We start from the raw sequence: 22,774 nt of genomic DNA, 5'->3' as shown, positions 1-22,774 counted from the left end.
GCCCCACCACCGCGCGGCGCGGATTCCGCCGGGGCGCGGCGTGAAAATCATCTCCGCCGCGCCCCAGCGGCATGCCTCACAGAATCGGAGCGGGCGCGTACTTCGCGGCTTCGGGGTGGGCGGCGACGATCGTCGCGACCCGGTCGGCCACGGCCCGCACCTGTGACGGCGCGGCCCCCACGAAGGCGGCCCGGTCAGCCACCAGCGTGTCGATCTCGGCGCGGGTCAGCCCGAGCCGGCCATCGGTGGCGAGCCGGTCGAACAGGTCGTTGACCGTGGCGCCCTTCTCGCGCATGGCCAGCGCGACAGCGACGGCATGCTCCTTGATCACCTCGTGGGCGACCTCGCGGCCGACTCCCTTGCGGACCGCCGCGACCAGGATCTTGGTGGTCGCGAGGAACGGCAGGAACCGGTCGAGCTCGCGCGCGATCACCGCCGGGTAGGCGCCGAACTCGTCGAGCACGGTGAGGAACGTCTGGAACAGCCCGTCGGTCGCGAAGAACGCGTCGGGCAGCGCGACCCGCCGCACCACCGAGCAGGAGACGTCGCCCTCGTTCCACTGATCGCCGGCCAGCTCGCCGACCATCGACAGGTAGCCGCGGACGATCACCGCGAGGCCGTTGACCCGCTCGGACGACCGCGTGTTCATCTTGTGCGGCATCGCCGACGAGCCGACCTGGCCCGGCTTGAAGCCCTCGGTCACCAATTCCTGACCCACCATCAGGCGGATCGTGGTGGCCAGCGACGACGGCCCGGCGACGATCTGGGCCAGAGCGGACACCACGTCGAAGTCGAGCGAGCGCGGGTAGACCTGGCCGACGCTGCTCAGCACGCGCTCGAAGCCGAGGTGGCCAGCGACGCGCTGCTCGAGCGTGGCCAGTGCCTCGAAGTCGCCGTCGAGCAGGTCGAGCTGGTCGGCGGCGGTGCCGACCGGGCCCTTGATGCCCCGCAGGGGATAGCGGCCGATCAGGTCGTCGAGACGCTCGTACGCGATCAGCAGCTCTTCGGCGGCCGAGGCGAACCGCTTGCCCAGGGTGGTCGCCTGAGCCGCGACGTTGTGCGAGCGGCCGGTCATGACGAGGTCGGAGTGTTCGACGGCGCGCTCGGTGAGCCGGGCCAGCGTGGAGATCACGCGCGACCGGATGAGCTCGAGCGAGGCCTTGATCTGAAGCTGCTCGACATTCTCGGTCAGGTCGCGGGAGGTCATTCCCTTGTGGATCTGCTCGAAGCCGGCCAGCGCGCTGAACTCTTCGATGCGGGCCTTGACGTCGTGCCGGGTGACACGCTCGCGGTCGGCGATCGAACCCAGGTCGACCTGGTCGAGCACCGCCTCGTACGCCTCGACGGCGCCCTCGGGAACGGACACGCCGAGATCGCGCTGGGCCCGGAGCACGGCCAGCCAGAGCCGGCGCTCCATGCGGATCTTCTCTTCCGGGGACCAGAGGTCGACGAGGTCGCTCGAGGCGTAACGGGCGGCTAGGACGTTCGGGATGGTCACGCGACCGATTGTTTCACGGTGCTCGGTTCGGGCTCGGGCAGCGCGTGCGGCAAGGTGCGTACGTCACGGCTGCTCAGCATGCCCACCACCGCGAGGGTCATCAGCACTGCCGCCCCCACCAGGGTCGCCTCGACGCCGACAGCGTGCGAGATCGGGCCGACCGCCACCTGGCCGACCGGGATGGCGAGGAACGAACCGACCATGTCGTAGGAGTAGACCCGGGCCAGCTTGTCGGCCGGGATGTGCTCCTGCATCGTCGTCTCCCACGCGATGCCGAACTGCTCGACCATGAGACCCGCGATCAGGGCGCCGACGATGAGCAGCCAGAGATGCACGTAGGTGCCGAGGATCAGCACCGGCAGCGCCATGAAAAAGGTGCTGAACGTGCCGAAGAACAGCAACCGGCGCATCCGCAGGCGCATCGCGATCAGCGCGCCGACGATCATGCCCAGCGTCTCGGCCGCCAGCACCAGGCCCCAGGCCCGGCGGCCGATGGTCTCGTCGGCGACGACCGGCCCGAGCACGAAGAGCGAGCCGCTCCAACTGGCGTTGATCACGCAGAACCCGGCCACCACGACCCAGAGCCACGTGCGAGACCGAAATTCCGACCATCCCGTACGCAGGTCGGCGAAGACGTTGGGCCGGGAGGGCTCGACGGACGCCACGCCCGGCGTCTGCTCGTCACCGATGACGCCCGGAGCCGGTGTCGTCGCGACGGGCTTGGGCGCCACCCGCAGGAAGGCGAACAGCAGCCCGCTCACGAGGAAGGTCGCCGAGTCGACCGCGATGCCCCAGCCGGGGTTCGTCGCGGCGACGACAACGCCGGCCAGCGGGGCGCCGAGGACGGACGCCGTGTTGAGGGCCAGGCGGTTGAGCGCGTTGGCCTGCTGGCGGATCTCGGCCGGCACGATCTGCGGCACGATCGCCGAGCTCGCCGGCAGCGCGAGCGCCCCCACCATGCCGTTGATCGCCGAGATCACGATGAGCGCCGGGATGGTGGCCGTGCCGGTGAGCACCAGGGTGGCGACGATCGCCTGGGTCACGAACGCGGCCAGGCTCGCCCAGACCATGAGCAGGTGTTTCGGCAGACGGTCGGCGAGGACGCCGCCGAACAGCAGGAACAGCACGTTGATCAGCGTGCGGGCGCCGACCACCAGGCCGAGGTCGGTGGCCGAGCCGGTCAGGTCGAGGACGGCGAAGGCGAGCGCGATCGGGGCGAACGAATTGCCCAGGGCGTTGATCGTGCGACCGCCGAGGAGCAGCCGGAAGGCGGGGATGCGGAGTGGCGCGAGGGCACTCATGGCGTGGGGGTCTCCATCTCGAACATCGCGACCGTCGTGCTCGTACGGATGGTGCCGGGGGTACGGGGTGGCTGGGCTGCATCATGCAGTTCGTGAACGGCTTCCGCGACCCTGTTCTTGATCTCTTGCCATTTGTCGGGGTCGATCCAGAACTCGCCGTCGCCGAGCACCGTGCGGCCCGGTGCGGTCTTGCCGAACCGGCCCTCGGCCGAACGCCGGATCAATTCGTGCCCGAGGGCCGTGAAGAGTGATCGCCGCTCGTCGGTGGCCTCGGGCGCGCGGTCGTTGCTCATGTCGTAGCGGTAGCGCTTGGCCACACCGCCCCGGATCTTCTCCTCGCCGGCGATCACGATCATTCCGGCGGCGAGAAGGTTGCGCAGGTGGTAGCTGGCGTTGGCGTGAGTCAGGCCGAGTTCGCGAGCGACCTCGGCCGCCGTCATCGGGGCGCCGGTCAGCAACGACATGATCCTCAGTCGTACGGGATGGGCCGTGGCCCTCAGCGCGGCAGTCCGGTTCGCATCTCCCAAAGACATGTTGGGGAGTCTAGGGACGGGCGGGTCAACTGTCCAATGGTTGTTTGGGAGTGGCACACTGCACGGAGATGCGGCATTGTCGCTAAAGTTACCGACGAGTAGGCAACTGGCTCATCCCGAAAGGTCCATCGATGACTGATTTCAACCCGGACACGCTGGCCTCCATCGGCCCCAAGGAGTTCGCGCAGCTCGTCAAGGCGACGCCGGATTCGAAGATCGCCGAGGTGATGTCCGGCGACTCGCGGTCCAAGATCCTCGACGAGGTCTTCAACCGCATGCCCACCCTGTTCCGCCCCGAGAAGGCCGGCAACACCACCGCGGTCATCCACTGGATCATCACGGGCGGCGCCGGCGGCGCGAGCGACACCTACGAGACGGTGATCGAGAACGGCGCCTGCACGGTCACCAGCTCGCCGGTCCGCGACCCGAAGCTGGCCATGACGATGGACGCGGTGACGTTCCTCAAGGTCGTCTCCGGTGACGGCAACCCGATGATGCTGTTCATGACCGGCAAGATCAAGGCGAAGGGTGACCTGGGCCTGGCCGCCAACGTGGCCAAGCTCTTCGACATCCCCAAGGCCTGAATTACAGCTTGATGCGACCCTCTACGGCGCCCAGCGCGATGTCCGTGCGGAACTGGGCGCCGTCGAGGCGCACGCTGTCCACCAGGGTGTAGGCGGCGTCGCGGGCCGACGCCAGGTCGGGGCCGGTCGCGGTCACGCTCAGCACCCGGCCACCGGCCGAGATCAGCGCGCCGTCGTCGCGCCGGGCCGTGCCCGCGTGGATCACGCCCGGCACCTCGGCACCCTCGATGACGTCGCCCGTACGAGGCGTGCCGGGATAGTTCTTGCTGGCCACCACGACCGTGATCGCGGCGCCGTCGCTCCAGCGCAGCGGCGGGAACTCGGCCAGCGCGCCGGTGGCCGCGGCCCGCAGCAGACCGGCCAGCGGCGTCTCGAGCAGGGCCAGCACGACCTGGGTCTCCGGGTCGCCGAACCGCGCGTTGAACTCGATGACCTTGGGGCCGTCGGGGGTCAGCGCGAGACCGACGTAGAGCAACCCGGCGAACGGCGTGCCGCGGCGGCGCATCTCGGCCAGCGTCGGCTCGACCGTCTCGGCCAGCACCCGAGGCACCAGGTCCTTCGGCGCCCAGGTCAGCGGGGCGTACGCGCCCATACCGCCGGTGTTGGGCCCCTCGTCGCCGTCGGCCAGCCGCTTGAAGTCCTGGGCCGGCATCAGCGGGACCGCAGCCGTGCCGTCGGTCACCACGAAGAGCGAGACCTCGGGGCCGGACAGGTATTCCTCGATCACGACCGTGCCGCAGTCGGCCGCGTGCCGCTCCGCCGCCTCGCGGTCGTCGGTCACCACCACGCCCTTGCCCGCCGCGAGCCCGTCGTTCTTGACCACGTAGGGCGCGCCGAGGTCGTCGAGCGCGCGCGCGACCTCGTCGGCGTGGGAGCAGGCGTACGACCGCGCGGTCGGCACGCCGGCCGCCAGCATCACGTCTTTGGCGAACGCCTTCGAGCCCTCGAGCTGGGCCGCGGCCGCGCTCGGGCCGAAACAGGCGATGCCCTCGGCCCGCACCGCGTCGGCCACCCCGGCCACCAGCGGCGCCTCGGGCCCCACGACGACCAGGTCGGCGGCGAGCTCGACGGCCAGCGCCGCGACGGCCGCCGGATCGGTGGCCTTCACGTCGTGCAGCTCGGCCACCTGGGCGATGCCCGGGTTGCCCGGGGCCGCGGCCAGGAAGTCGACGGAGGGGTCGGCGGCGAGGCCGACAGCAAGGGCGTGTTCGCGGCCGCCGGAGCCGATCAGAAGTACGCGCACGAGCGGCGATCCTACCGGCGCTCTCCTTCCCGCCGTCGCACACCGGGGCAGTCGCGTAAACTTCGGCAGTACCCGGACCTCTGCCGAGTACGACCTGTTCGACGGAAGGCGTCCGCACGTGCCGGTGATCGTTTTGGTCGGCGCCCAATGGGGCGACGAGGGCAAGGGCAAAGCCACTGACCTGCTGGGCGACCGGCTCGACTACGTGGTGAAGTTCAACGGCGGCAACAACGCCGGTCACACCGTGGTGATCGAGGGCGAGAAGTACGCGCTGCATCTGCTGCCCAGCGGCATTCTCTCCCCGGGCGTCGTCCCGGTGATCGGCAACGGCGTCGTGGTCGACCTCGGCGTCCTCTTCCAGGAGATCGACGGCCTCGAGGCGCGCGGCATCGACACGTCGCGGCTGCGCATCAGCGCCAACGCGCACGTCATCCCCTCGTACAATCGCTCGCTCGACAAGGTCAGCGAGCGTTACCTCGGGGCGCGCCGCATCGGCACCACCGGTCGCGGCATCGGCCCGACCTACGCCGACAAGATGAACCGCATCGGCGTACGGGTTCAGGACCTCTTCGACGAGTCGATCCTGCGGCAGAAGGTCGAGGCGGCCCTCTCCTTCAAGAACCAGATCCTGGCCAAGATCTACAACCGCCAGGCCGTCCGCGCCGACGACGTGGTCAACGAGCTGCTGTCCTACGTCGACCGGCTCCGGCCGTACGTGGGTGACACCGCTCTGGAACTCTCCGAGGCGCTCGACGAGGGCAAGGTCGTGCTGTGCGAGGCCGGCCAGGCCACCCTGCTCGACGTCGACCACGGCACCTACCCGTTCGTGACCAGCTCGAACGCGACGGCCGGGGGCGCCTGCACCGGTTCCGGCATCCCGCCGACCCGCATCGACCGGGTGGTCGCGGTGCTCAAGGCGTTCACGTCGCGCGTCGGCGAGGGTCCGTTCCCGACCGAGCTGCACGACAAGTTCGGTGATCACCTGCGCGAGGTCGGCCACGAATACGGGACGACCACCGGCCGTCCGCGCCGCATCGGCTGGCTCGACCTGGTCATGGCCCGCTACGCGCAGCGGATCAACGGCGTCACCGACTTCGTGCTCACCAAGCTCGACAACTACGACGCCCTCGACGAGATCCCGGTCTGCGTGGCCTACGAGGTGAACGGCGTGCGGCACGACGAGATGCCGTACAGCCAGACCGACTTCCACCACGCGACCCCGATCTACGAGACGCTGCCCGGCTGGAAGCAGGACATCTCCGGGGCCCGCACGTTCGCCGACCTGCCCAAGGACGCCCAGCGGTTCGTCGAGTTCGTCGAGGAACGCATCCGCGCCCGCATCTCGGTGGTCGGCGTCGGCCCCGCGCGCGACCAGGTCATCGAGCGTCACTCGGTGCTGAGCGGAGACTGAAGATGTACGACGTCGTCCTGCTCAGCCTCGCCGAAGGCCAGGGGTCCGGGGGTGGCGGTGCGTGCGGCGCCGACTGCGGCGGCTGCGCGCCCGCGACCGCGACCGCGGCGGCCTGCGCGCCCCGCGTTCCGGTGCTGCGCTGCTCCGACGCGCTCACCGCGGCCGGCGCCCGGGTCGAAATGATCACGGCGGCTTCCGACAAAGAGATCGACGAGGTGCTCGCCCGGCTCGACGGCCCGGCCCGGCCCGACGGCCTGACCTGGCCCGACCCCGACAGCAAGATCCGTCTGGTGGTGGCCTCGGCAACCGACGGGCAGCTCCGCGCGGTCGTGCGCCGGCTCGTACGCCGCTATGCCCCGGCGCCGAGCAAGCGCCCGGCCGACATGCCGGTGGGCCGCACGGTGCCCGACCTTCCGGCGCTGGCGATCCTGCCGCTCGACGAGGGCAACACCACCGACCTCGCCGCCCAGCTCGGCCTCCCCCGTACGCCCGAAGGGGTGGCCGCGGCCGTGCTGAGCGGCTCAGTGCGACGGCTCGACCTGCTGCGCAACGACGGCGGCTCGGTCACCGTGGACGGCGCGCTCGTCGGCGGCATGGACGACGACGGACGCGCGATTCCGTGGCGCGGCCGGGTCGAGGTCGACGACGCGGTGCTGTCCAACGGCGACGACCCGATCCTCGCCTGCGTGATCGGCAACGGCGCGGGCTACGCCGACTTCGCCGGCATGCGCATGCTGGCCGACGGCGACGCACTCGACGGTCAGGTCGAGGTGGCGGTGGCCGTCCCGACGATCGTGAAGCAGCGCTTCCGGGGCACGAAGATGCGCGTCGAGGTGCGGCGCGCGCGAGGCCGGGCAGTCTCGGTCCTGCCCCGCGACGGCGAGATCCAGTTCCTCGACGACGGGGTCGGTGGATCGATGAATCGCAAGCGTTCATGGTGGACCGAGGCGTCGGCCTGGGCGGTGTACGCGAGCTGACCTTCTGTGCGACGCTGAAGTAGCAGGCAGCTACGTCAGCGTCGCGGGGAGGTTCGCACCAGTGGCATCGGTGGAGGACGGGAACGCTGACCGCGTCTATGTCCCGGGCTCGGCCGGCAACCCCGCACCGCCCGATCGCGACGTGGAGCCATTCTGGGAGCCGGAAGAACTCGAAGCGCCGGTGCACGGGCGTCCCGTGCCGCACGAAGCGCCCCCGGCTGTGCCCCTGCCGACGCCGCCCCACGGAGCGCCGGGGACCTACCGGCCGGGTGAGCGCATTCCGGTGCCGCCGCCAGTGGCGGTGCCGGTCGCGCCCCACGCCCACACGCCACCCGCGCCGCCCGCCCACACGCCACCCGCGCCGCCCGCCCACACGCCACCCGGCGCGCCGCCAGCCCACGCGCCGCCGTGGCCAGATCCGGAGTCGCCGACCTCGGGGGCGGGTGCCGCCGAGTCCGGTGTGCACAGTTTGCCCGACTCTCCGTGGTCGCAACCGCCACAACGTCCGGCCGCGCCACCGGCCCTTGAGCGCCGAGCCGGCGACCAACGTGTCTTCGCGCCGCGTCCGGGGCCACAACCACCCAGTTCGACACCTGCGCCGCCGCGCCCGACGCCCCCGCCCATCGCTGTGCAGCCGCGCCCAGCACCCCCGCTCGTCGCTGCTCCCCCTGAAGATCCACCACACTTCACGCCACCACCGCCACCGCCCGCCGAGCCGCCCAACGGCACGGTCTACCGGCCCGGCGCTCCGCCGCCCGCCCACGGCGCGGCCGCCGTACCTCCGCGAACGACACCGCGGCCGCCGGCGAACCGTCCACCGCAACCACCCACTCCGCCCCCGGCCGACCCGTTCCAAGACCTTCCGTGGGTTTCCGACGGCACGCCGACGGCCGAGGAGTTCGCCCGCCGCCGCATGGCCCGCCCGGCCGACCCGGTAGCCACTCAGGGCGCCCGGGCGATGCTGCGCAAGGGCACGATGGGCCTGGTCAAGCTGGCTCCGGGCAAGCGCGAGCAGGAATACAAGCAGGACGTCGAGATGGTCCGGCGCAACTTCGGCGGGCTGCGGCAGGTCACCGTCGTCAACCCGAAGGGTGGCGCCGGCAAGACCGTGGCCGTGCTGCTGCTCGCGATGACCTTCGGGCAGAAGCGCGGCGGCTACGTGCTGGCCTGGGACAACAACGAGACCCAGGGCACCCTCGGCATGCGCGCCCAGCAAGACTTCCACGCCCGCACGGTGCGCGACATGATGCGCGACCTGCATCTCTTCCGCGGTTCACACGGCCGGGTGGGTGACCTCTCGCAATATGTGCGGGCGCAGGGCGAGGGCATGTTCGACGTGCTGGCCAGCGACGAGTCGGCCACCGCGGGTGAGATGCTCACGGCCGACGCGTTCGGCGAGATCCGCGAGATCGTCAGCCGGTTCTACAAGCTGATCTTCGTGGACACCGGCAACAACGTGCGGGCCCAGAACTGGCAGGCCGCGATGGACGCCACCGACCAGTTGGTGATCACGATGTCGGCCCGCAACGACTCGGCCGAGACCGCCGCCCGCATGCTCGATCACCTCGAACAGACCGGCCGTCAGCGCCTCGTGCGGCAGGCGGTCAGCGTGGTGTCGATGCCGCCGACCCGCAAGGACATAGACCTGCCGGCGATTCAGCGCCACTTCGCCGCCCGTACGAGATCTGTCCTGCTCGCCCCGTACGAGAAGTTGATCGACTCGGGTGAGCCGATCCGCTACGGCCACCTCTCGAACCACACCAGGGATGCCTGGTTGAAGATCGCGGCGGCCGTAGCAGAAGGGCTGTGATTCTGGCTCCGCTTCGCTGAGCGGCGATCAGCTCAGGGCGTCGGCGGCGGCCGGGTCGCTGTCGCGCAGGAACTGGGCGCAGCGGGCAGCCTCATCGGCCTCACCGATCTCGGCGGCGGCCTGCGAGAGGCTGTGCAGGCAGCGCAGGAAGCCCTGGTTGGGCACGTGCGACCACGGGATCGGCCCGTGGCCCTTCCAGCCGTTGCGGCGCAGCGCATCCAGCCCACGGTGATATCCGGTGCGGGCATAGGCGTACGCGGTCACCGGCTCGCCCGCGGCGAGAGCGTCGGCCGCGAGGGCGGCCCAGGCGGCACTGTAGGCGGGGTGGTCAGCGGCGACGGCCTTGATCGCGGCGAGGGAGCCGGCCTCGGCGAGTGCCTTGTCGGCCTCGACGTCAGCGGGCAGGAACGTGGCCGGAGGCTCGGGAAGCAGGTTCTGCATGACCTTATTCAACCGGCCCGGCCGCGGGGCATTCCGACCGACTCCTCATTCCCACGTGAGAGACAGCCGAGCGAGCCGGTCGGCGTACTCGATCTGCTCCAACCACGCCGAAGGCCAGGCCCCGAGCCCCGACGCCGCCCCCGCGAACGCCCCGGCCAGGCAGGCGATCGAGTCGGAGTCGCCGGACGACGCCGCAGCCCGTCCCAGCACGGCCACCGGCTCGTCGGGCGAGATCAGATAGCAGTACAGCGCGGTGGCCAGCGCCTCCTCGGCGATCCAGCCCTCGCCGGTGGCCAGGCACGGGTCGCCGGCGTAGTTCCCGGCCTTCAAGGCGACCCCCACGCGATCGAGCGCGGCCGCGGCCTCGTCCCAGCCGAGGGCGATGAACTCCTGGGGCGAGGACGCCGAGGACCGCTGCCACAGGTCGCCCAGCCACTCCGCGCGATAGACCGAGCGCTGGCTGTCGGCCCGCTCGCGCAACGCGCCGAGAAGGTCCGACGGCGCCCGGCCGTCGACCAGCCACCGGCAGGCGTACGCGGTCAGCTCGCTCGCCGCCAGCCCGGTCGGATGCCCGTGCGTCAGGCCCGCCTGGAACTGGGCCAGACCAGCGCGCTGGTCCTCGTCGAGATCGGGGTGCAACCCGACCGGCGTGACGCGCATATTGGCGCCGCAGCCCTTCGAGCCGGCGATCGTCGCCTCCGTCCACGGCAGTCCCTCGCCGAGCGCGCCGCACGCCCGCAGGCAGGTCATGCCGGGCGCACGGTTGTTGTCGGGGCTGATCGCCCAGGCGAGGAAGTGCTCACGCAGCAACGGCTCCATCGCCGCGGGCGTGAGCTCGGCGGCGGCCAGCATCGCCTCGCCGACCGCGAGCGCCATCTGGGTGTCGTCGGTGACCAGCGCCGGGTGGCCGGTCAGTTCCCTCGGGCCGGCCTCGCCGTAGCGGGCGACGATCGTCGCGTAGTCCTGGAACTCGGTGGGTTTGCCGAGCGAGTCTCCGTAAGCCAGGCCGTAGAGCGATCCCGCGACGTTTTGCACGGTGGATACCCTACGGACATGCCCGGCGACCCGTTACAACCTGTTCTCGGCGGGCCCGTCCCGTTCGACGCCACCGCTTCCGAGATCGAGTCGCGGGCCGAGCTCGACCTGCATCTCGCCACGAAATCGCTGGCCGACCTGGTCATTCTCGGGCTGCGTCTCGATCTTGACCCGCCCGACCTGACCGACGTCGACGTGCACGGAGCGCTCTTCGTGGGTTGCCGGCTCGCGAACGACGACGTCGAGATCGACCTGATCCGGCGCGGGGCCCACCTGATCCCGCCGTTCGACGCGCGGCCCTACCCGACTCATCCGGCCACTCTCTACACGCCGGAAGATCTCGCTTTCGGCTTCCCCGCCGAGGGTTTCGCGGGCATGTACGACACCCAGGTCTACGACCATTTCGTACGCCACGGGGGCGCGGGGCCGGACATCCGCGAGGCGATCGCCCAGCGGCTGCACGACGCCGGCGTCGACAACGCGCTGGGCAAGGCGCTGGCCGCCTGGGTGCACGCGCGGGGCCGGGCGGGTGCGGTCGGCATCATGGGCGGCCACGCGGCACCGCGTGGCTCGGCGGCCTATCGCATGGCGGCGACCCTGGCGTGGCGGCTGGCCTCGATCGGCCGGCTGGTCGTGACCGGTGGCGGCCCGGGCGTGATGGAGGCGGCGAATCTGGGCGCCTTCTTCTCGACGCGTCCGGCCACGCAGCTGGGCGAGGCGATCGACATGCTGTCGGCCGCGCCACACTTCGCCGACCACGACCCGTACACGGCTGTGGCTCTGGCTGTTCGCGCCGCGTTCCCGGCGCCGTCGACACCGGTGACCGACGTGGTCGGCCGGCTGCTGCACGGTGGCCTGGCCCTGCCCACCTGGCTCTACGGGCATGAGCCGGCCAATCTGTTCGCCGGTCAGATCGGCAAGTATTTCTCGAACGCCGTGCGGGAAGATTCGATTCTGCGGCTCTCTCGGGGCGGCATCGTCTTCGCGCCCGGCTGGGCCGGCACGGTGCAAGAGATCTTCCAGGCCGCGACGAAAACCTTCTATCAGACCGACGGGCCCTCGGGCGCCTTCGTCTTCCTGGGCGTCGACCACTGGCGCGAGCTGCCGGTCGAGGAGCTGCTGCGGCCGCTGCTGGCCAAGAGCCCGCACGGCGATCAATCTCACCTGGTCGTGGTCACCGACTCGCTCGACGAAGCCATGACCGCGCTCGCTGCCGGGTCAGGCGACATGTACACGACGCCAGCTCGTCACGGGTAGCTCGTCCTCGGGGATGTCGGTGATGCCGTTCTCGTCCATCGCGTTGTAGACGGCCAGCCGCGTGTCCTCGAAGAGGAACTCGACGGCGTGCAGCACCCGGGGCCGCCACTCGGCCACCGTGATCAGTTCGATGATGTTGACCGCGCGCAGGACGCTGCCGCGGGCTTTGCGCAGGGCGGCGTGCGGGTCGGGGCGCCAGTCGAAGTGCTCGTACCAGTCGATCGGGATGTTCAGATCGATCTGGTCCCAGGTGATCGCGCACTCGTCGAACTTACGATGGGTGATTTCGACGTGCGCGGATCCGAAGTCGAGGATCACCGGGCCGTCGGCGAACCAGCCGCGTTCGGCCATGTCCCACATCAGCCAGCTCGACTGCAACTTGCGCCCGATGAGCCGCACGAACCTCGTGCGGTGGACCGCCGCCAGCGCCTCGGCATCGTGGTGCCATTCGGGTTCATATCCCTCGATGCCGAGCACGATCTTGGTCCTCCTCTCAAGGGAGGAACGATCGTATACATACCTCTCAGTAACCCGGCAACAATCAGCGGAGCCTTTAGTCCACTTTTGGGTGGGGGCGGGGTGGTCGGATGGGGGTCGGCCCCCGGCTGGGGGCCGACCGTCACGACGTGATTACTTCGAGAGAGTGGTGCCGGTCGAGCGCAGGTTCTCGCAGGCCTCGACGACGCGCTGCGCCAGGCCGGCCTCGGCCAGCTTGCCCCAGGCGCGGGGGTCGTACTGCTTCTTGTTGCCGACCTCGCCGTCGATCTTCAGAACGCCGTCGTAGTGGCGGAACATGTGGTCGGCCACCGGACGGGTGAACGCGTACTGCGTGTCGGTGTCGATGTTCATCTTGACCACGCCGTAGTCCAGGGCGCCGTGGATCTCGGACAGCAGCGAACCCGAGCCGCCGTGGAAGACCAGGTCGAACGGCTTCTCCTTGCCGTACTTGGCGCCGACCGCGTCCTGGATCTCCTTGAGGATCTCGGGGCGCAGCTTGACGTTGCCCGGCTTGTAGACGCCGTGCACGTTGCCGAAGGTGAGGGCCGTCATGTAGCGACCCTTCTCGCCCAGGCCCAGGGCGGCCGCGGTGGCCAGGCCGTCCTCGATCGTCGAGTAGAGCTTGTCGTCGATCGCGGCGGAGACGCCGTCTTCCTCGCCACCGACGACGCCGACCTCGATCTCGAGGATGATGTGAGCGGCGGCGGCGTCCTTGAGCAGCGCCTCGGCGATCTCGAGGTTCTCGTCGAGCGGCACGGCCGAGCCGTCCCACATGTGCGACTGGAACAGCGGCGCCAGGCCGTTGGCCACGCGGTCCTTGCTGATCGCGAGCAGCGGGCGGACGTACTTGTCCAGCTTGTCCTTGGGGCAGTGGTCGGTGTGCAGCGCGATGTTGACCGGGTAGTTCTTGGCCACCTCGGTGGCGTACTCAGCGAGCGCGACCGCGCCGGTGATCATGTTCTTGATCGTCGGGCCGGACGCGTACTCCGCACCGCCGGTGGAGATCTGCACGATGCCGTCGCTGCCGGCCTCGGCGAAGCCCTGCAGGGCCGCGTTGAGCGTCTGCGAGGACGTCACGTTGATCGCCGGGTAGGCGAACGCGCCGGCCTTGGCGCGGTCCAGCATCTCGGCGTAGACCTCGGGAGAAGCGATGGGCATCGGTGCGCTCCTTGCTCTTCGTGTTTCTTCAGGCAGAGGGCAGGACCGCGCTGTCCTCCAGCAGGAAGTATTCCGTAGCCGATCGGACGACGAGAAATGACCCCGTAACTCTCCTAGGAATCCGGCTCATGGGACATAGAGGGCGATTTACGCTCCGACCATGCCAATGATCTCCCGGACGCTGGCGCTGTCACTGCTGTTGATCCTGGTGCCCGTGTGGCCCGCGGCGGCCGCGCCCACCGCCGCGGTGGCCGAGCCACATCTCCAACCAGTCACTTTGGCCCCTGGCGGCCCCGAGAGAAACACCCTTCTCCGCGTACGGGTGAGGGGCGTCGAACCGGACACGAAAGCGCGCGCGGAGGTGACCGTCGACCTCGGCGGGGCGAGCGGCTTCGCCGACGTGCGTGTCTCGTCCGGGTTCTCGGCGTCGCCGGTGCAGGCGTGTCGACGTACGGGGGAAAAGGTCTTGTGCTCGTGGACGGCGACCTCGGGGATCGACTTCCCGGCGCTGATCACGGCCTTGCCGAAGAAGACCGCGACGATCGGGGACGCGGCCGAGATCGCGGTGTCCGCCAGGATCGGTGACGGGGTCGTCAGCTCGGCGGCGACGATGATTCGCGTGGGCGAGAGGACCGGCCTCGCGGCTGGTCAGGCTCGGACGATCAAGGCAGCGGCCGGACGGAAGGTCACGTTCACGCCGATCGTGCGCAACCCGGGGGTGACCAAGATCGACGGTGCGGTGCTGGTGCTTCCCGTGAATTCTCGGCTGCTCGCACCCTCGTCCTACCGGAACTGCCGCTACGGATCGGGGTTGATCTGCACGTTCGACACCGAGCTTCAACCCGGCCGCCGCTACACGCTGTCCCAGCCGATCACCCTGCGGACGCCGTCCGACACCGTCCCCGGCAGCGCGGTTCGGCTGGTCGAGCAGTGGATGACCAAGACCGAGCGGGACGAGATCGAGGACGGCGCCGCGGGTTCCGGAGAGCTCCTGCGGCTCCGGCCGATGACCGTCGCGCCGCCGAGAGTTCTGCCGGACGCCGGCTTCGCGACCACGACGCTGACGGTCACCGGCGATCGCCGACCGACGTTGACCGCGGTCGGGGTGCGGCGCGAGGTGGCGGTCGGCGACGAGGTGACGCTGTCGCCGGGGCTCGTGAATTTCGGGCCGGGCACGTTGCGACCCGGGCTGTTCCCGAACAACCGCCTCGCGGTCGCGACGAGGATGCCGGGCAACGTGGTCGCCGGTGACGCCGGAGGCTGCGAACTCTCGGACGGCGTGCACCGATGCCTGCTCGACCAGGATCTCGGGCCGGGTCAGCAGGCGTCCTTCCCGATCGAGGTGCAGGTCGCGGCGGACTGCGGCGACCCCGGTCACGTCGAGATGCAGGAGGAACTGCCGGGGTCGGTGCGCAGCACGGCCGAGCTTCGGGCCGACGTTCGTGGTGCCACGTGCGGTGCGGTCACCGCCCTTGCGCTTCCGATCACCGGCTCGGGGGCCGGGCTGGGCGGCTTTCTGCTGGTCGTCGCCGGGCTGCTGGCCGTGCTCGGTGCCCGCCGGCCGATTGAAAATCGCTGAGGGTGGTTATCCACAGGCGGTAAAAGGGGTCGCCCAAGATCACCAGGAGCGCTCATCATCTAGGACGTGCTGCTCACCGTGACGACCACGCACCAGCCGGCGACCGACCTCGGGTTCCTGCTGGTCAAGCATCCCGACCGGGTGCATCGATTCGACGTGCCCACCGGCACGGCGTACGTGCTCTATCCCGAGGCGACCGACGAGAGGTGCACCGCCGCGCTGCTGCTCGACGTCGACCCTCAGCGGCTGCGCGCCCAGCACGACGCGTTCTCGCTCGGCCAGTTCGTCAACGACCGGCCCTACGCCGCGTCGAGCCTGCTGGCCAGCGCCCTCGCCAAGGTCTTCCGCAGCGCGCTGCGCGGTGCCTCCAAAGACCGGCCTGACCTGGTCGCCACCCCGATCCCGCTGGTCATCCGCGTGCCCGTGCTGCGCGGCACGACCGAGCTCGCCACCCGGCTGTTCGAGCCGCTCGGCTGGTCGGTGACCGCCACGCCGATCCCGCTGGAGGCCTCGCTCGGCGGCGACAGTCGCTACGTCGACCTCGAACTGACCGGCGAGCTCACGCTGTCGGCGGCCCTCAACCATCTGTACGTGCTGCTGCCCGTGCTCGACGACGCCAAGCACTACTGGGTGGCTCCCGACGAGATCGACAAGCTGCTGCGCTCGGGCGCGGGGTGGCTCGCCGACCATCCCGACAAGGTGCTGATCGCGCGGCGCTACCTCGTGCACAAGCGGGCCTTCCTGACCACGGCGCTGGAGCAGCTCGAGGGGGACGAGGCTGATTCCGCGATTCCGGCTGACCCCGAGCTGCCCGTCGCTCGGCGGCGGCCACTGGCCGAGCAGCGGCGCGACGCCGTGCTCGCGGCCCTGACCGAGGTCGGGGCGACCCGCGTGCTCGACCTCGGCTGCGGTGGTGGCGCGCTGCTCACCGCCCTGATGAAGGACCGGCGCTACACCGAGATCGTCGGCACTGACGTGTCCGCGCGGTCCCTCGAGATCGCCGCCCGCCGGCTGCGCCTCGACCGCCTGCCCGAGCGTCAGCAGACCCGCCTCAAGCTGTGGCAGTCCGCCCTGACCTACCGCGACGACCGCCTGCGCGGCTACGACGCGGCCGTGCTCATGGAGGTCGTCGAACATCTCGACCCGCCACGCCTGCCCGCGCTCGAGGCGAGCGTCTTCGGCCATGCCCGTCCGGCCGCGGTCGTCGTCACCACGCCCAACGCCGAATACAACGTCAACTACGCCGGCCTGACCGGCATGCGCCACCCCGACCACCGCTTCGAGTGGACCCGCGCCGAATTCGCCGACTGGGCCGCCCGGGTGGCCGCCACCTACGACTACTCGGTGTCGCTGCGCCCCGTCGGCGAGGTCGACGAGGCCACCGGCACCCCCACCCAGCTCGCGCTCTTCACATCGTCCCCGTCGGAGGTGACCGCATGATCGAGATCCCCGAGCTCGCGCTCGTCGCCCTGGTCGGCGTGTCCGGCTCGGGCAAGTCGACCTTCGCCCGCGCCCATTTCAAGCCCACCCAGGTCCTCTCCTCCGACTACTTCCGCGGCCTGATCGCCGACGACGAGAACGACCAGTCCGCCTCGGCCGACGCCTTCGACGCGCTGCACTACGTCGCGGGCAAGCGCCTCGCCGCGGGCCGGCTCACCGTGGTCGACGCGACCAACCTCCAGCCGCACGGCCGCGCCGAGCTCGTACGCGTGGCCCGCGAGCACGACGTGCTGCCGGTGGCGATCGTCCTCGACGTGCCCGAGGCGCTGGCCTGGGAACGCACCGAGGCCCGGCCCGACCGCGACTTCGGCCGCCCCGTCCTCGCCCGCATGCAGCGCGACCTGCGGCGCTCACTGCGCTCGCTGGCTCGCGAGGGCTTCCGCAAGGTGCATGTGCTGCGCGGCGCCGACGAGATCGCGGCCACCGAGATCCGTTACGAGCGGCTGTTCAACGACAAGCGCGAGCTGACCGGCCCGTTCGACATCATCGGCGACGTGCACGGCTGCCGCGCCGAGCTCGAGACCCTGCTCGAACGGCTCGGCTACACGCTGACCCGCGACGCGTCAGACCGGCCGGTCGACGCGGTCCACCCCGAGGGCCGCCAGGCGATCTTCGTGGGCGACCTGGTCGACCGCGGCCCCGACTCGCCGGGCGTGCTGCGCCTGGTCATGGGCATGGTCGCGGCCGGCCACGCGCTCTGCGTGCCGGGCAACCACGAGCAGAAGCTGGCCCGCAAGCTCAACGGCCGCAACGTACAGCTCACCCACGGGCTGCCCGAGACGCTGGCCCAGCTCGAGCTCGAGCCGGACGAGTTCGTCGCCTCGGCCAAGGGCTTCATCGAGGGCCTTGTCAGCCACTACGTGCTCGACGGCGGCCGCCTCGTGGTCGCGCACGCCGGCCTCAAGGAGGCCTACCACGGTCGGGCGTCGGGGCGGGTGCGCAGCTTCGCGCTCTACGGCGAGACGACCGGCGAGACCGACGAATACGGTCTGCCGGTCCGCTACCCGTGGGCACGCGACTACCGGGGCTCGGCGGCCGTGGTCTACGGCCACACCCCGACGCCGAAGCCGGAATGGATCAACAACACCATCTGCCTCGACACCGGTTGCGTCTTCGGTGGCGCCCTCACCGCGCTGCGCTGGCCGTCGCGCGAGCTGGTCTCGGTGCCGGCCGAGCGGGAGCACTACGCGCCCGTCCGTCCGCTGGCCGCCGCCGAGCGGCCCGACGAGGGCCTCGACCTCGCCGACGTGACCGGCCGCCGCCACCTCGAGTACGGCTACGGCCGCGCCACCATCGCCGCCGAGAACTCGGCCGCGGCCCTCGAGGTGATGAGCCGGTTCGCGCTCGACCCGGCCACGCTGGTGTGGCTGCCGCCGACCATGGCGCCGTGCTCGACGTCGACCCTCGATGGCTACCTCGAACACCCGGCGACCGCCTTCGACGACCTGCGTCAGGCAGGCGTCGAGCGGGTCGTGTGCGAAGAGAAGCACATGGGTTCGCGCGCTGTGGTGCGCGTGTCCCGCTCGGGCGCCGGCGACGCGATCTGGACCCGGACCGGGCGGCCGTTCTTCGGTTCCCCGCTCGACGAGCAGCTCCTCGCCCGGGTACGGGCCGCCTGCGCCGGCGTCTTGGACGAGCTGGCGACCGACTGGCTGCTGATCGACGCCGAACTGCTGCCCTGGTCGGCCAAGGCGGCGGGCCTGATCCGCGAGCGCTACGCGGGGGTCGGCGCGGCCGGGCGGGCCGCGCTGCCCGCCGCCCTCGACGTCGTCGAGCGGGCCGCCGCGCGCGGGCTCGACGTGGCCGGGCTGCGAGACGGGCTCGCGCTGCGGTCGGCCGAGATCGACGGCTACACCGCGGCCTACCGCGCCTACGTGCGGCCGACCGACGGGCTCGACGGGGTCACGCTCGCGCCGTTCGCCGTGCTCGCGGGCGATGGGGTGTCGTACGCGAGTCGCGACCACGGCTGGCACCTGGCGCTGGCCGACCGGCTCGTGGCCGCCGACCCGTCGCTGTTCACCCCGACGCGCCGCATGATCGTCGACCTCGGCGACGCCGCCGCGGAAGCCGCCGCGACCGAGTGGTGGCTCGACCTCACCGCGACCGGGGGCGAGGGCATGGTGGTCAAGCCGTGGACCGGGCTCAAGGCCGTCGACGGCAAGGGGCGGCTGGTGCAGCCGGGGGTGAAATGCCGCGGGCGCGAATACCTGCGCATCATCTACGGCCCGGAATACACGCGGCCGGAACAGCTCGACCGGCTGCGGCGGCGCAACCTGGGGCGCAAGCGCAACATGGCCCTGCGGGAGCACGGGCTGGGGCTGGCCGCGCTCGACCGGGTAGCCGAGGGGGCGCCGCTGTGGCGCGTCCACGAGCTGGTCTTCGCGATCCTGGCCACCGAGTCCGAGCCGGTCGACCCGCGACTGTGATCGGGCGGGGTGCGGCGCTTCCTCCGAGGTGCCGCACCCGGCCGGGTCCAGAGCCGTTCGGGTCGGTGAGCAGCACGAACGGGTTGCCCGGGAGGCCCGCTGCGGATCCCGCGGCCGCCGGTCGGACGCCATAACGCATTTCCACAGCATCGGGACACGAACGGCGTACTGATCGGCGGTACCCTGGCTCCTCGTGACCCTCCGTGCGCTCGGCGAGAACCTCGCCTTCAACCCACTGGATCCTAAGGATCTGGTGCACACCCTCGGCATGCCCGGCGTTTGGGCGATCATGTTCGCCGAGACCGGTCTGCTGGTCGGGTTCTTCTTCCCCGGCGATTCGCTGCTGTTCCTCGCCGGGGTCGCCGCGTCACCCGTGGCCGACTCGATCTTCGGCCCGGGGACCCAGATCTCGTTCGTGGGTCTGATGATCGGGGCGCCGATCTGCGCCATCGTCGGCGCTCAGCTCGGGCACTGGCTGGGCGCGCGCTACGGGCGGCGCATGTTCGACAAGCCCGACTCCAAGCTTTTCAAGCGGGAGTACGTCGAGAAGGCGGAGTACTACTTCGAGAAGTTCGGCCCGGCCAAGGCCGTGGTGCTCGCTCGGTTCATCCCGATCGTGCGCACGTTCCTCAACCCGGTGGCGGGCACGCTGGGCATGCCGGCCCGCAAGTTCCTGCTCTGGAACATCGTCGGCGCGATCCTGTGGACCGACGGCATCCTGTTGCTCGGGCACCTGCTGGCCCAGAAGATCTACGACACCATCGGCGACCACATCGACCGATACATCCTGCCGGTCGTCGCGCTGATCGTTCTGATCTCGCTGCTCCCGATCATCATCGAGATGCTGCGCGAGCGTCGCCACAAGAAGAAGGGCGGCCCCACGGCCCCGCCCGAGCCGGCCGCCGCGATCGGTGTCGTGGCCGCCGCCAGCATCGCCGGCCTGGTCGAGTCGACCCACCACCACCACGACGACGAGGACGACGACCCCACGCCGCGGTCGCACCGCCGCCGGCGCTGACCGACGCACCGCTGGCGTCTCGCGCCTCCGCACGCACTAACCGACGCACCGCTGGGTCTCGCGCCTCCGCACGCGCTGGCTGACGGCGCCGCTGTGGAAAGACAACCGCGCCCGGCTGACCACATGGTCGGCCGGGCGCGTTCGTGTTCCGTGGGACCCGCGCTCGTGCGCCGTCGGGGGCGATGCGATCGAGCGGACGGGTTCTGCGTTGTCAGACCGTGACGGCGGTGGAACCGTACAGACGGTCGAGGAACTCCTCGGGGCAGTCGCGGAGGTTTTCCAGACGGCCGGCGGAGAGCGCCCGGTAGGTGAGCTCCGCGGCTTCCTCGAGGTTGCGGGCGCGTTTGTGCGCCAACTCGATCGAGTCGCCCATCACCACGCACCCGTGCTGGCTCAGCACCAGGCAATCGGTGCCGTCGGCCGCCATCGCGGCGGTCAGCGCGGCCAGCTCGGTGGTGCCGGGCAGACGGAACGGCACCGTCGACACACGGCGCAGATAGAACGCGTGGTCGGTGGTGACGATCCGGATGTGTTCACCCAGGGCATCGAGCAGAAGTGCGGTCTGCGGATGCAGATGGATGACGGCGTTGACATCGGGTCGGGCCCGATACAGCGCGAGGTGCAGCGCGATCTCACTGGTCGGCTCGATCGCGGGCGGCGGCACACTGCCGACCACCGCGGGCGCGCCGTCCGAGGTTCGCACGGCGGTGAAGGAGGTCCGGCTCAGCCGGCCCAGCCACGAGCCGCTGCCGGTGATCCAGACGGCGTCCTCATCGGGAATCCGGGCGGACAGGTTGCCGCCGGACCCGGCGACGAGGCCGGCTTGGACCACGTCGAAACCCACGAACGCGAGCTGGTCACGCAAATCGCCGTGGACGTAGTTCACCCGTTACTCCTGAAGGTCCTGGGGGGTGGACTGCTGGAGGCGGAGAGGTCTGCTGCCTGGCGTCACGCCCACGTGATGCCGGTGACGCCAGGCGAATTCCGCGAAGCGGTCAGCGCGCCTTCTTGGTGGCCCGCTTACGAGGCGGGGTCAGGAGGTCGGCGATGGTCGCGATGGCGCTGGGCACCAGGCGGTAGTACGCCCAGACTCCACGCTTCTCGCGCTCGAGCAGACCAGCCTCGGTCAGGATCCGCAGGTGATGGCTCACCGTCGGCTGTGACAGACCGAGCGGAGCGGTCAGGTCGCAGACGCAGGCCTCGCCGTCCGTTGCGGACTGGATGAGGCTGAGAAGCCGAAGTCGAGCCGGGTCGGCGAGTGCCTTAAGCACACCCGCCAGACGCTCGGCGTCGGCACGTTCAATTGGCTCGCCGGCAAGCGGCGAGATCTGAGGCATTGTCATTTCCGCCAACGCAGTTCCCACGATCTCCATCCTTCCACCAACTGCATCGATTCTCCTGCATGTGTGCAGGGACGAACCGGCTAACTTTCAGGCCGTAAGGCCGACGCCCCACGCCGGGTCGGTCGATCGGAGACGGCCGGCAACCCGAGCCTCCGATGCAACCCAAACCGCCGTACCGACTTCGGTCTCTGCCTCCTGCAACGCCTCAGCCGCCATCAGGTCGCTACCCATCCGTGTCGAGGTCTCGATCCCCGCCCCGGGAGTGAGACACCCCACATTGTCAATTCGTCGATCCATTTGTCCGTCCGGGCTGGCTCAGCAGGGTCCTGATCCGTTTCGCCGTAGGCCCGCACCCGCCTCGACGTCGTCGTCTCACCACCCTGCGCGACCTCTCGGACCGGGCGGCCCGGTCCAGGAAGTACACGACCCGATGAAAGCACGGCACCACGCTGCGCGACGGCTAATTCAGTGATGAATTTACGCAGGTCGTGGCGTGCTTGCATGCATCGAGCGTACTTGCTGGAACGAAACTGGAACCTTTCGCCCCGGCGGTGCGGAACGTAACTATTGACGCACAGCATTGAGTCGATCTAAAAACAAACCTTACAGATTCAAGAGTCCCTTTCGCCCGATGCCGGGAACATCGATGCAGCTCAAAGCTCCTATGTCGCGGGTCACAAGACCTCAGATCGACAGATCACCCGGTCGGGGGGCTGAGAAGCTCCTGTGAATCGTGCGCTTCGACGTTTACCCATCTAGCGAAAAACCCCCTCCGACCGGCTGGTGGCGCGCTATCCGGACAGCCGATAGAGGGACGAAGCCGACGAAGAAAGTTACCCGTTCGGGTGACCCATGACCATCAATATGAGGGGTCACTCCATCAATTTGAGGGGGTAACTGGCCGGTAACAACCGTAGATGCCCCTGACCGGGACTCATCACACCATCCCCGGCCACCCCTCGCAGCCCCAAACGAATCCCGCCGGTCCTTCTTGAACCACCGGCCCGCCCGCCGGAATCCGGCATTCGACGACGCCCGGAAGCCGACTTTCAACGACTGGTCGCGCGAGGCGAGTTGTCGGCGGTCCGGCGCGGTTCCGACGTAGCGCGGGCACGGTTCGGCCCGGATGCCACTCCTAGGACCAGCCTTGTGGCGAGCGGTC

Annotated in this window: 19 protein-coding genes; 9 read left to right on the top strand and 10 right to left on the bottom strand. The window is 70.1% G+C overall.

Going from position 1 to position 22,774, the window contains the following annotated elements; genetic code table 11:
- Positions 1-76 precede the first annotated feature (76 nt).
- Genes purB through EER30_RS35780 form a run of 3 tightly spaced genes read right to left on the bottom strand, consistent with a single transcriptional unit; the run spans position 77 to position 3,332 of the window.
- Positions 77-1,498, bottom strand: coding sequence for an adenylosuccinate lyase (purB, locus tag EER30_RS35790; RefSeq protein ID WP_127505355.1), 1,422 nt, complete (start codon positions 1,496-1,498; stop codon positions 77-79).
- Positions 1,495-2,799, bottom strand: coding sequence for an MFS transporter (locus EER30_RS35785; protein ID WP_127505354.1), 1,305 nt, complete (start codon positions 2,797-2,799; stop codon positions 1,495-1,497). Before EER30_RS35785 ends, purB begins: the two co-directional genes overlap by 4 nt.
- Positions 2,796-3,332, bottom strand: a complete 537-nt coding sequence (locus EER30_RS35780; protein ID WP_127505353.1) for an ArsR/SmtB family transcription factor — start codon at positions 3,330-3,332, stop codon at positions 2,796-2,798. Before EER30_RS35780 ends, EER30_RS35785 begins: the two co-directional genes overlap by 4 nt.
- Positions 3,333-3,463: 131 nt before the next feature.
- Here EER30_RS35780 and EER30_RS35775 point away from each other — a divergent pair, with 131 nt between their 5' ends.
- Positions 3,464-3,916: an SCP2 sterol-binding domain-containing protein gene (locus EER30_RS35775; protein ID WP_127505352.1), complete on the top strand. Its 453-nt coding sequence runs from the start codon at positions 3,464-3,466 to the stop codon at positions 3,914-3,916.
- A gap of 1 nt (position 3,917) precedes the next feature.
- Here EER30_RS35775 and purD read toward each other — a convergent pair whose 3' ends face one another.
- A complete protein-coding gene (gene purD, locus EER30_RS35770) occupies positions 3,918-5,159 on the bottom strand; it encodes a phosphoribosylamine--glycine ligase (protein WP_127505351.1) in 1,242 nt (413 codons plus the stop codon).
- A gap of 118 nt (positions 5,160-5,277) precedes the next feature.
- Here purD and EER30_RS35765 point away from each other — a divergent pair, with 118 nt between their 5' ends.
- The 3 genes from EER30_RS35765 (at position 5,278) to EER30_RS35755 (ending at position 9,357) form a co-directional block, all read left to right on the top strand.
- Positions 5,278-6,570 carry an adenylosuccinate synthase gene (locus EER30_RS35765; protein ID WP_127505349.1) on the top strand — a complete coding sequence of 431 codons (1,293 nt, stop codon included), beginning with the start codon at positions 5,278-5,280 and terminating at the stop codon, positions 6,568-6,570.
- A gap of 2 nt (positions 6,571-6,572) precedes the next feature.
- Positions 6,573-7,547, top strand: coding sequence for a diacylglycerol kinase family protein (locus tag EER30_RS35760; RefSeq protein WP_127505347.1), 975 nt, complete (start codon positions 6,573-6,575; stop codon positions 7,545-7,547).
- A 70-nt stretch (positions 7,548-7,617) separates the two neighbouring features.
- On the top strand, positions 7,618-9,357 hold the full coding sequence (locus EER30_RS35755) for a MinD/ParA family ATP-binding protein (RefSeq protein ID WP_127505418.1): 1,740 nt from the start codon (positions 7,618-7,620) through the stop codon (positions 9,355-9,357).
- 27 nt (positions 9,358-9,384) lie between these two features.
- On the opposite strand, the gene EER30_RS35750 is transcribed toward EER30_RS35755, so the two are convergent.
- Both EER30_RS35750 and EER30_RS35745 read right to left on the bottom strand, forming a co-directional pair.
- Positions 9,385-9,798, bottom strand: a complete 414-nt coding sequence (locus tag EER30_RS35750) for a DUF3151 domain-containing protein (RefSeq protein WP_127505345.1) — start codon at positions 9,796-9,798, stop codon at positions 9,385-9,387.
- 45 nt (positions 9,799-9,843) lie between these two features.
- Complete coding sequence (locus EER30_RS35745) at positions 9,844-10,833, bottom strand: ADP-ribosylglycohydrolase family protein (RefSeq protein ID WP_127505343.1); 990 nt, start codon at positions 10,831-10,833, stop codon at positions 9,844-9,846.
- Between the two features lie 18 nt (positions 10,834-10,851).
- Here EER30_RS35745 and EER30_RS35740 point away from each other — a divergent pair, with 18 nt between their 5' ends.
- Positions 10,852-12,090, top strand: coding sequence for an LOG family protein (locus EER30_RS35740; RefSeq protein ID WP_127505341.1), 1,239 nt, complete (start codon positions 10,852-10,854; stop codon positions 12,088-12,090).
- Here the strand turns inward: EER30_RS35740 and EER30_RS35735 are convergent.
- Together EER30_RS35735 and fbaA are read right to left on the bottom strand one after the other, a co-directional pair.
- The gene (locus EER30_RS35735) at positions 12,052-12,567 is read right to left on the bottom strand and encodes a hypothetical protein (protein ID WP_127505339.1); all 516 of its coding nucleotides are present in this window, start codon (positions 12,565-12,567) and stop codon (positions 12,052-12,054) included. The genes EER30_RS35740 and EER30_RS35735 overlap by 39 nt on opposite strands.
- 153 nt (positions 12,568-12,720) lie before the next feature.
- Positions 12,721-13,746: a class II fructose-bisphosphate aldolase gene (gene fbaA / locus EER30_RS35730; protein ID WP_127505337.1), complete on the bottom strand. Its 1,026-nt coding sequence runs from the start codon at positions 13,744-13,746 to the stop codon at positions 12,721-12,723.
- A gap of 160 nt (positions 13,747-13,906) precedes the next feature.
- Between fbaA and EER30_RS35725 the strand changes: the two genes are divergently transcribed.
- The 4 genes from EER30_RS35725 (at position 13,907) to EER30_RS35710 (ending at position 20,269) form a co-directional block, all read left to right on the top strand.
- Positions 13,907-15,325, top strand: a complete 1,419-nt coding sequence (locus EER30_RS35725; protein WP_127505335.1) for a hypothetical protein — start codon at positions 13,907-13,909, stop codon at positions 15,323-15,325.
- Positions 15,326-15,391: 66 nt separating this feature from the next.
- The gene (locus EER30_RS35720; RefSeq protein ID WP_127505333.1) at positions 15,392-16,765 is read left to right on the top strand and encodes a 3' terminal RNA ribose 2'-O-methyltransferase Hen1; all 1,374 of its coding nucleotides are present in this window, start codon (positions 15,392-15,394) and stop codon (positions 16,763-16,765) included.
- Entirely contained in the window at positions 16,762-19,251 is a 2,490-nt protein-coding gene (locus EER30_RS35715) for a polynucleotide kinase-phosphatase (protein WP_127505331.1), read from the top strand. The genes EER30_RS35720 and EER30_RS35715 overlap by 4 nt, the downstream gene beginning before the upstream one ends.
- Before the next feature lie 193 nt (positions 19,252-19,444).
- Positions 19,445-20,269 carry a DedA family protein gene (locus EER30_RS35710; RefSeq protein WP_205650559.1) on the top strand — a complete coding sequence of 275 codons (825 nt, stop codon included), beginning with the start codon at positions 19,445-19,447 and terminating at the stop codon, positions 20,267-20,269.
- Positions 20,270-20,480: 211 nt separating this feature from the next.
- Here EER30_RS35710 and EER30_RS35705 read toward each other — a convergent pair whose 3' ends face one another.
- Both EER30_RS35705 and EER30_RS35700 read right to left on the bottom strand, forming a co-directional pair.
- Positions 20,481-21,155 (bottom strand): class II aldolase/adducin family protein, encoded by a 675-nt coding sequence (locus EER30_RS35705; protein WP_127505329.1) that lies wholly within the window; start codon positions 21,153-21,155, stop codon positions 20,481-20,483.
- 109 nt (positions 21,156-21,264) lie between these two features.
- On the bottom strand, positions 21,265-21,642 hold the full coding sequence (locus EER30_RS35700) for an ArsR/SmtB family transcription factor (protein ID WP_092549981.1): 378 nt from the start codon (positions 21,640-21,642) through the stop codon (positions 21,265-21,267).
- Between the last annotated feature and the right edge of the window lie 1,132 nt (positions 21,643-22,774).

The organism is Actinoplanes solisilvae (genome assembly GCF_003999975.1).
Lineage (GTDB): Bacteria > Actinomycetota > Actinomycetes > Mycobacteriales > Micromonosporaceae > Actinoplanes > Actinoplanes solisilvae.
Note: the sequence above shows the minus strand (reverse complement) of the source record. Positions and strands in the feature narration are given on the sequence as shown.

Coding starts and splice junctions, on each gene's coding strand:
- EER30_RS35785 (WP_127505354.1), bottom strand. CDS start 2,799: ATGAGTGCCCTCGCGCCACTCCGCATCCCCGCCTTCCGGCTGCTCCTC.
- EER30_RS35780 (WP_127505353.1), bottom strand. CDS start 3,332: ATGTCTTTGGGAGATGCGAACCGGACTGCCGCGCTGAGGGCCACGGCC.
- EER30_RS35775 (WP_127505352.1), top strand. CDS start 3,464: ATGACTGATTTCAACCCGGACACGCTGGCCTCCATCGGCCCCAAGGAG.
- EER30_RS35760 (WP_127505347.1), top strand. CDS start 6,573: ATGTACGACGTCGTCCTGCTCAGCCTCGCCGAAGGCCAGGGGTCCGGG.
- EER30_RS35750 (WP_127505345.1), bottom strand. CDS start 9,798: ATGCAGAACCTGCTTCCCGAGCCTCCGGCCACGTTCCTGCCCGCTGAC.
- EER30_RS35740 (WP_127505341.1), top strand. CDS start 10,852: ATGCCCGGCGACCCGTTACAACCTGTTCTCGGCGGGCCCGTCCCGTTC.
- fbaA (WP_127505337.1), bottom strand. CDS start 13,746: ATGCCCATCGCTTCTCCCGAGGTCTACGCCGAGATGCTGGACCGCGCC.
- EER30_RS35725 (WP_127505335.1), top strand. CDS start 13,907: ATGCCAATGATCTCCCGGACGCTGGCGCTGTCACTGCTGTTGATCCTG.
- EER30_RS35715 (WP_127505331.1), top strand. CDS start 16,762: ATGATCGAGATCCCCGAGCTCGCGCTCGTCGCCCTGGTCGGCGTGTCC.
- EER30_RS35700 (WP_092549981.1), bottom strand. CDS start 21,642: ATGGAGATCGTGGGAACTGCGTTGGCGGAAATGACAATGCCTCAGATC.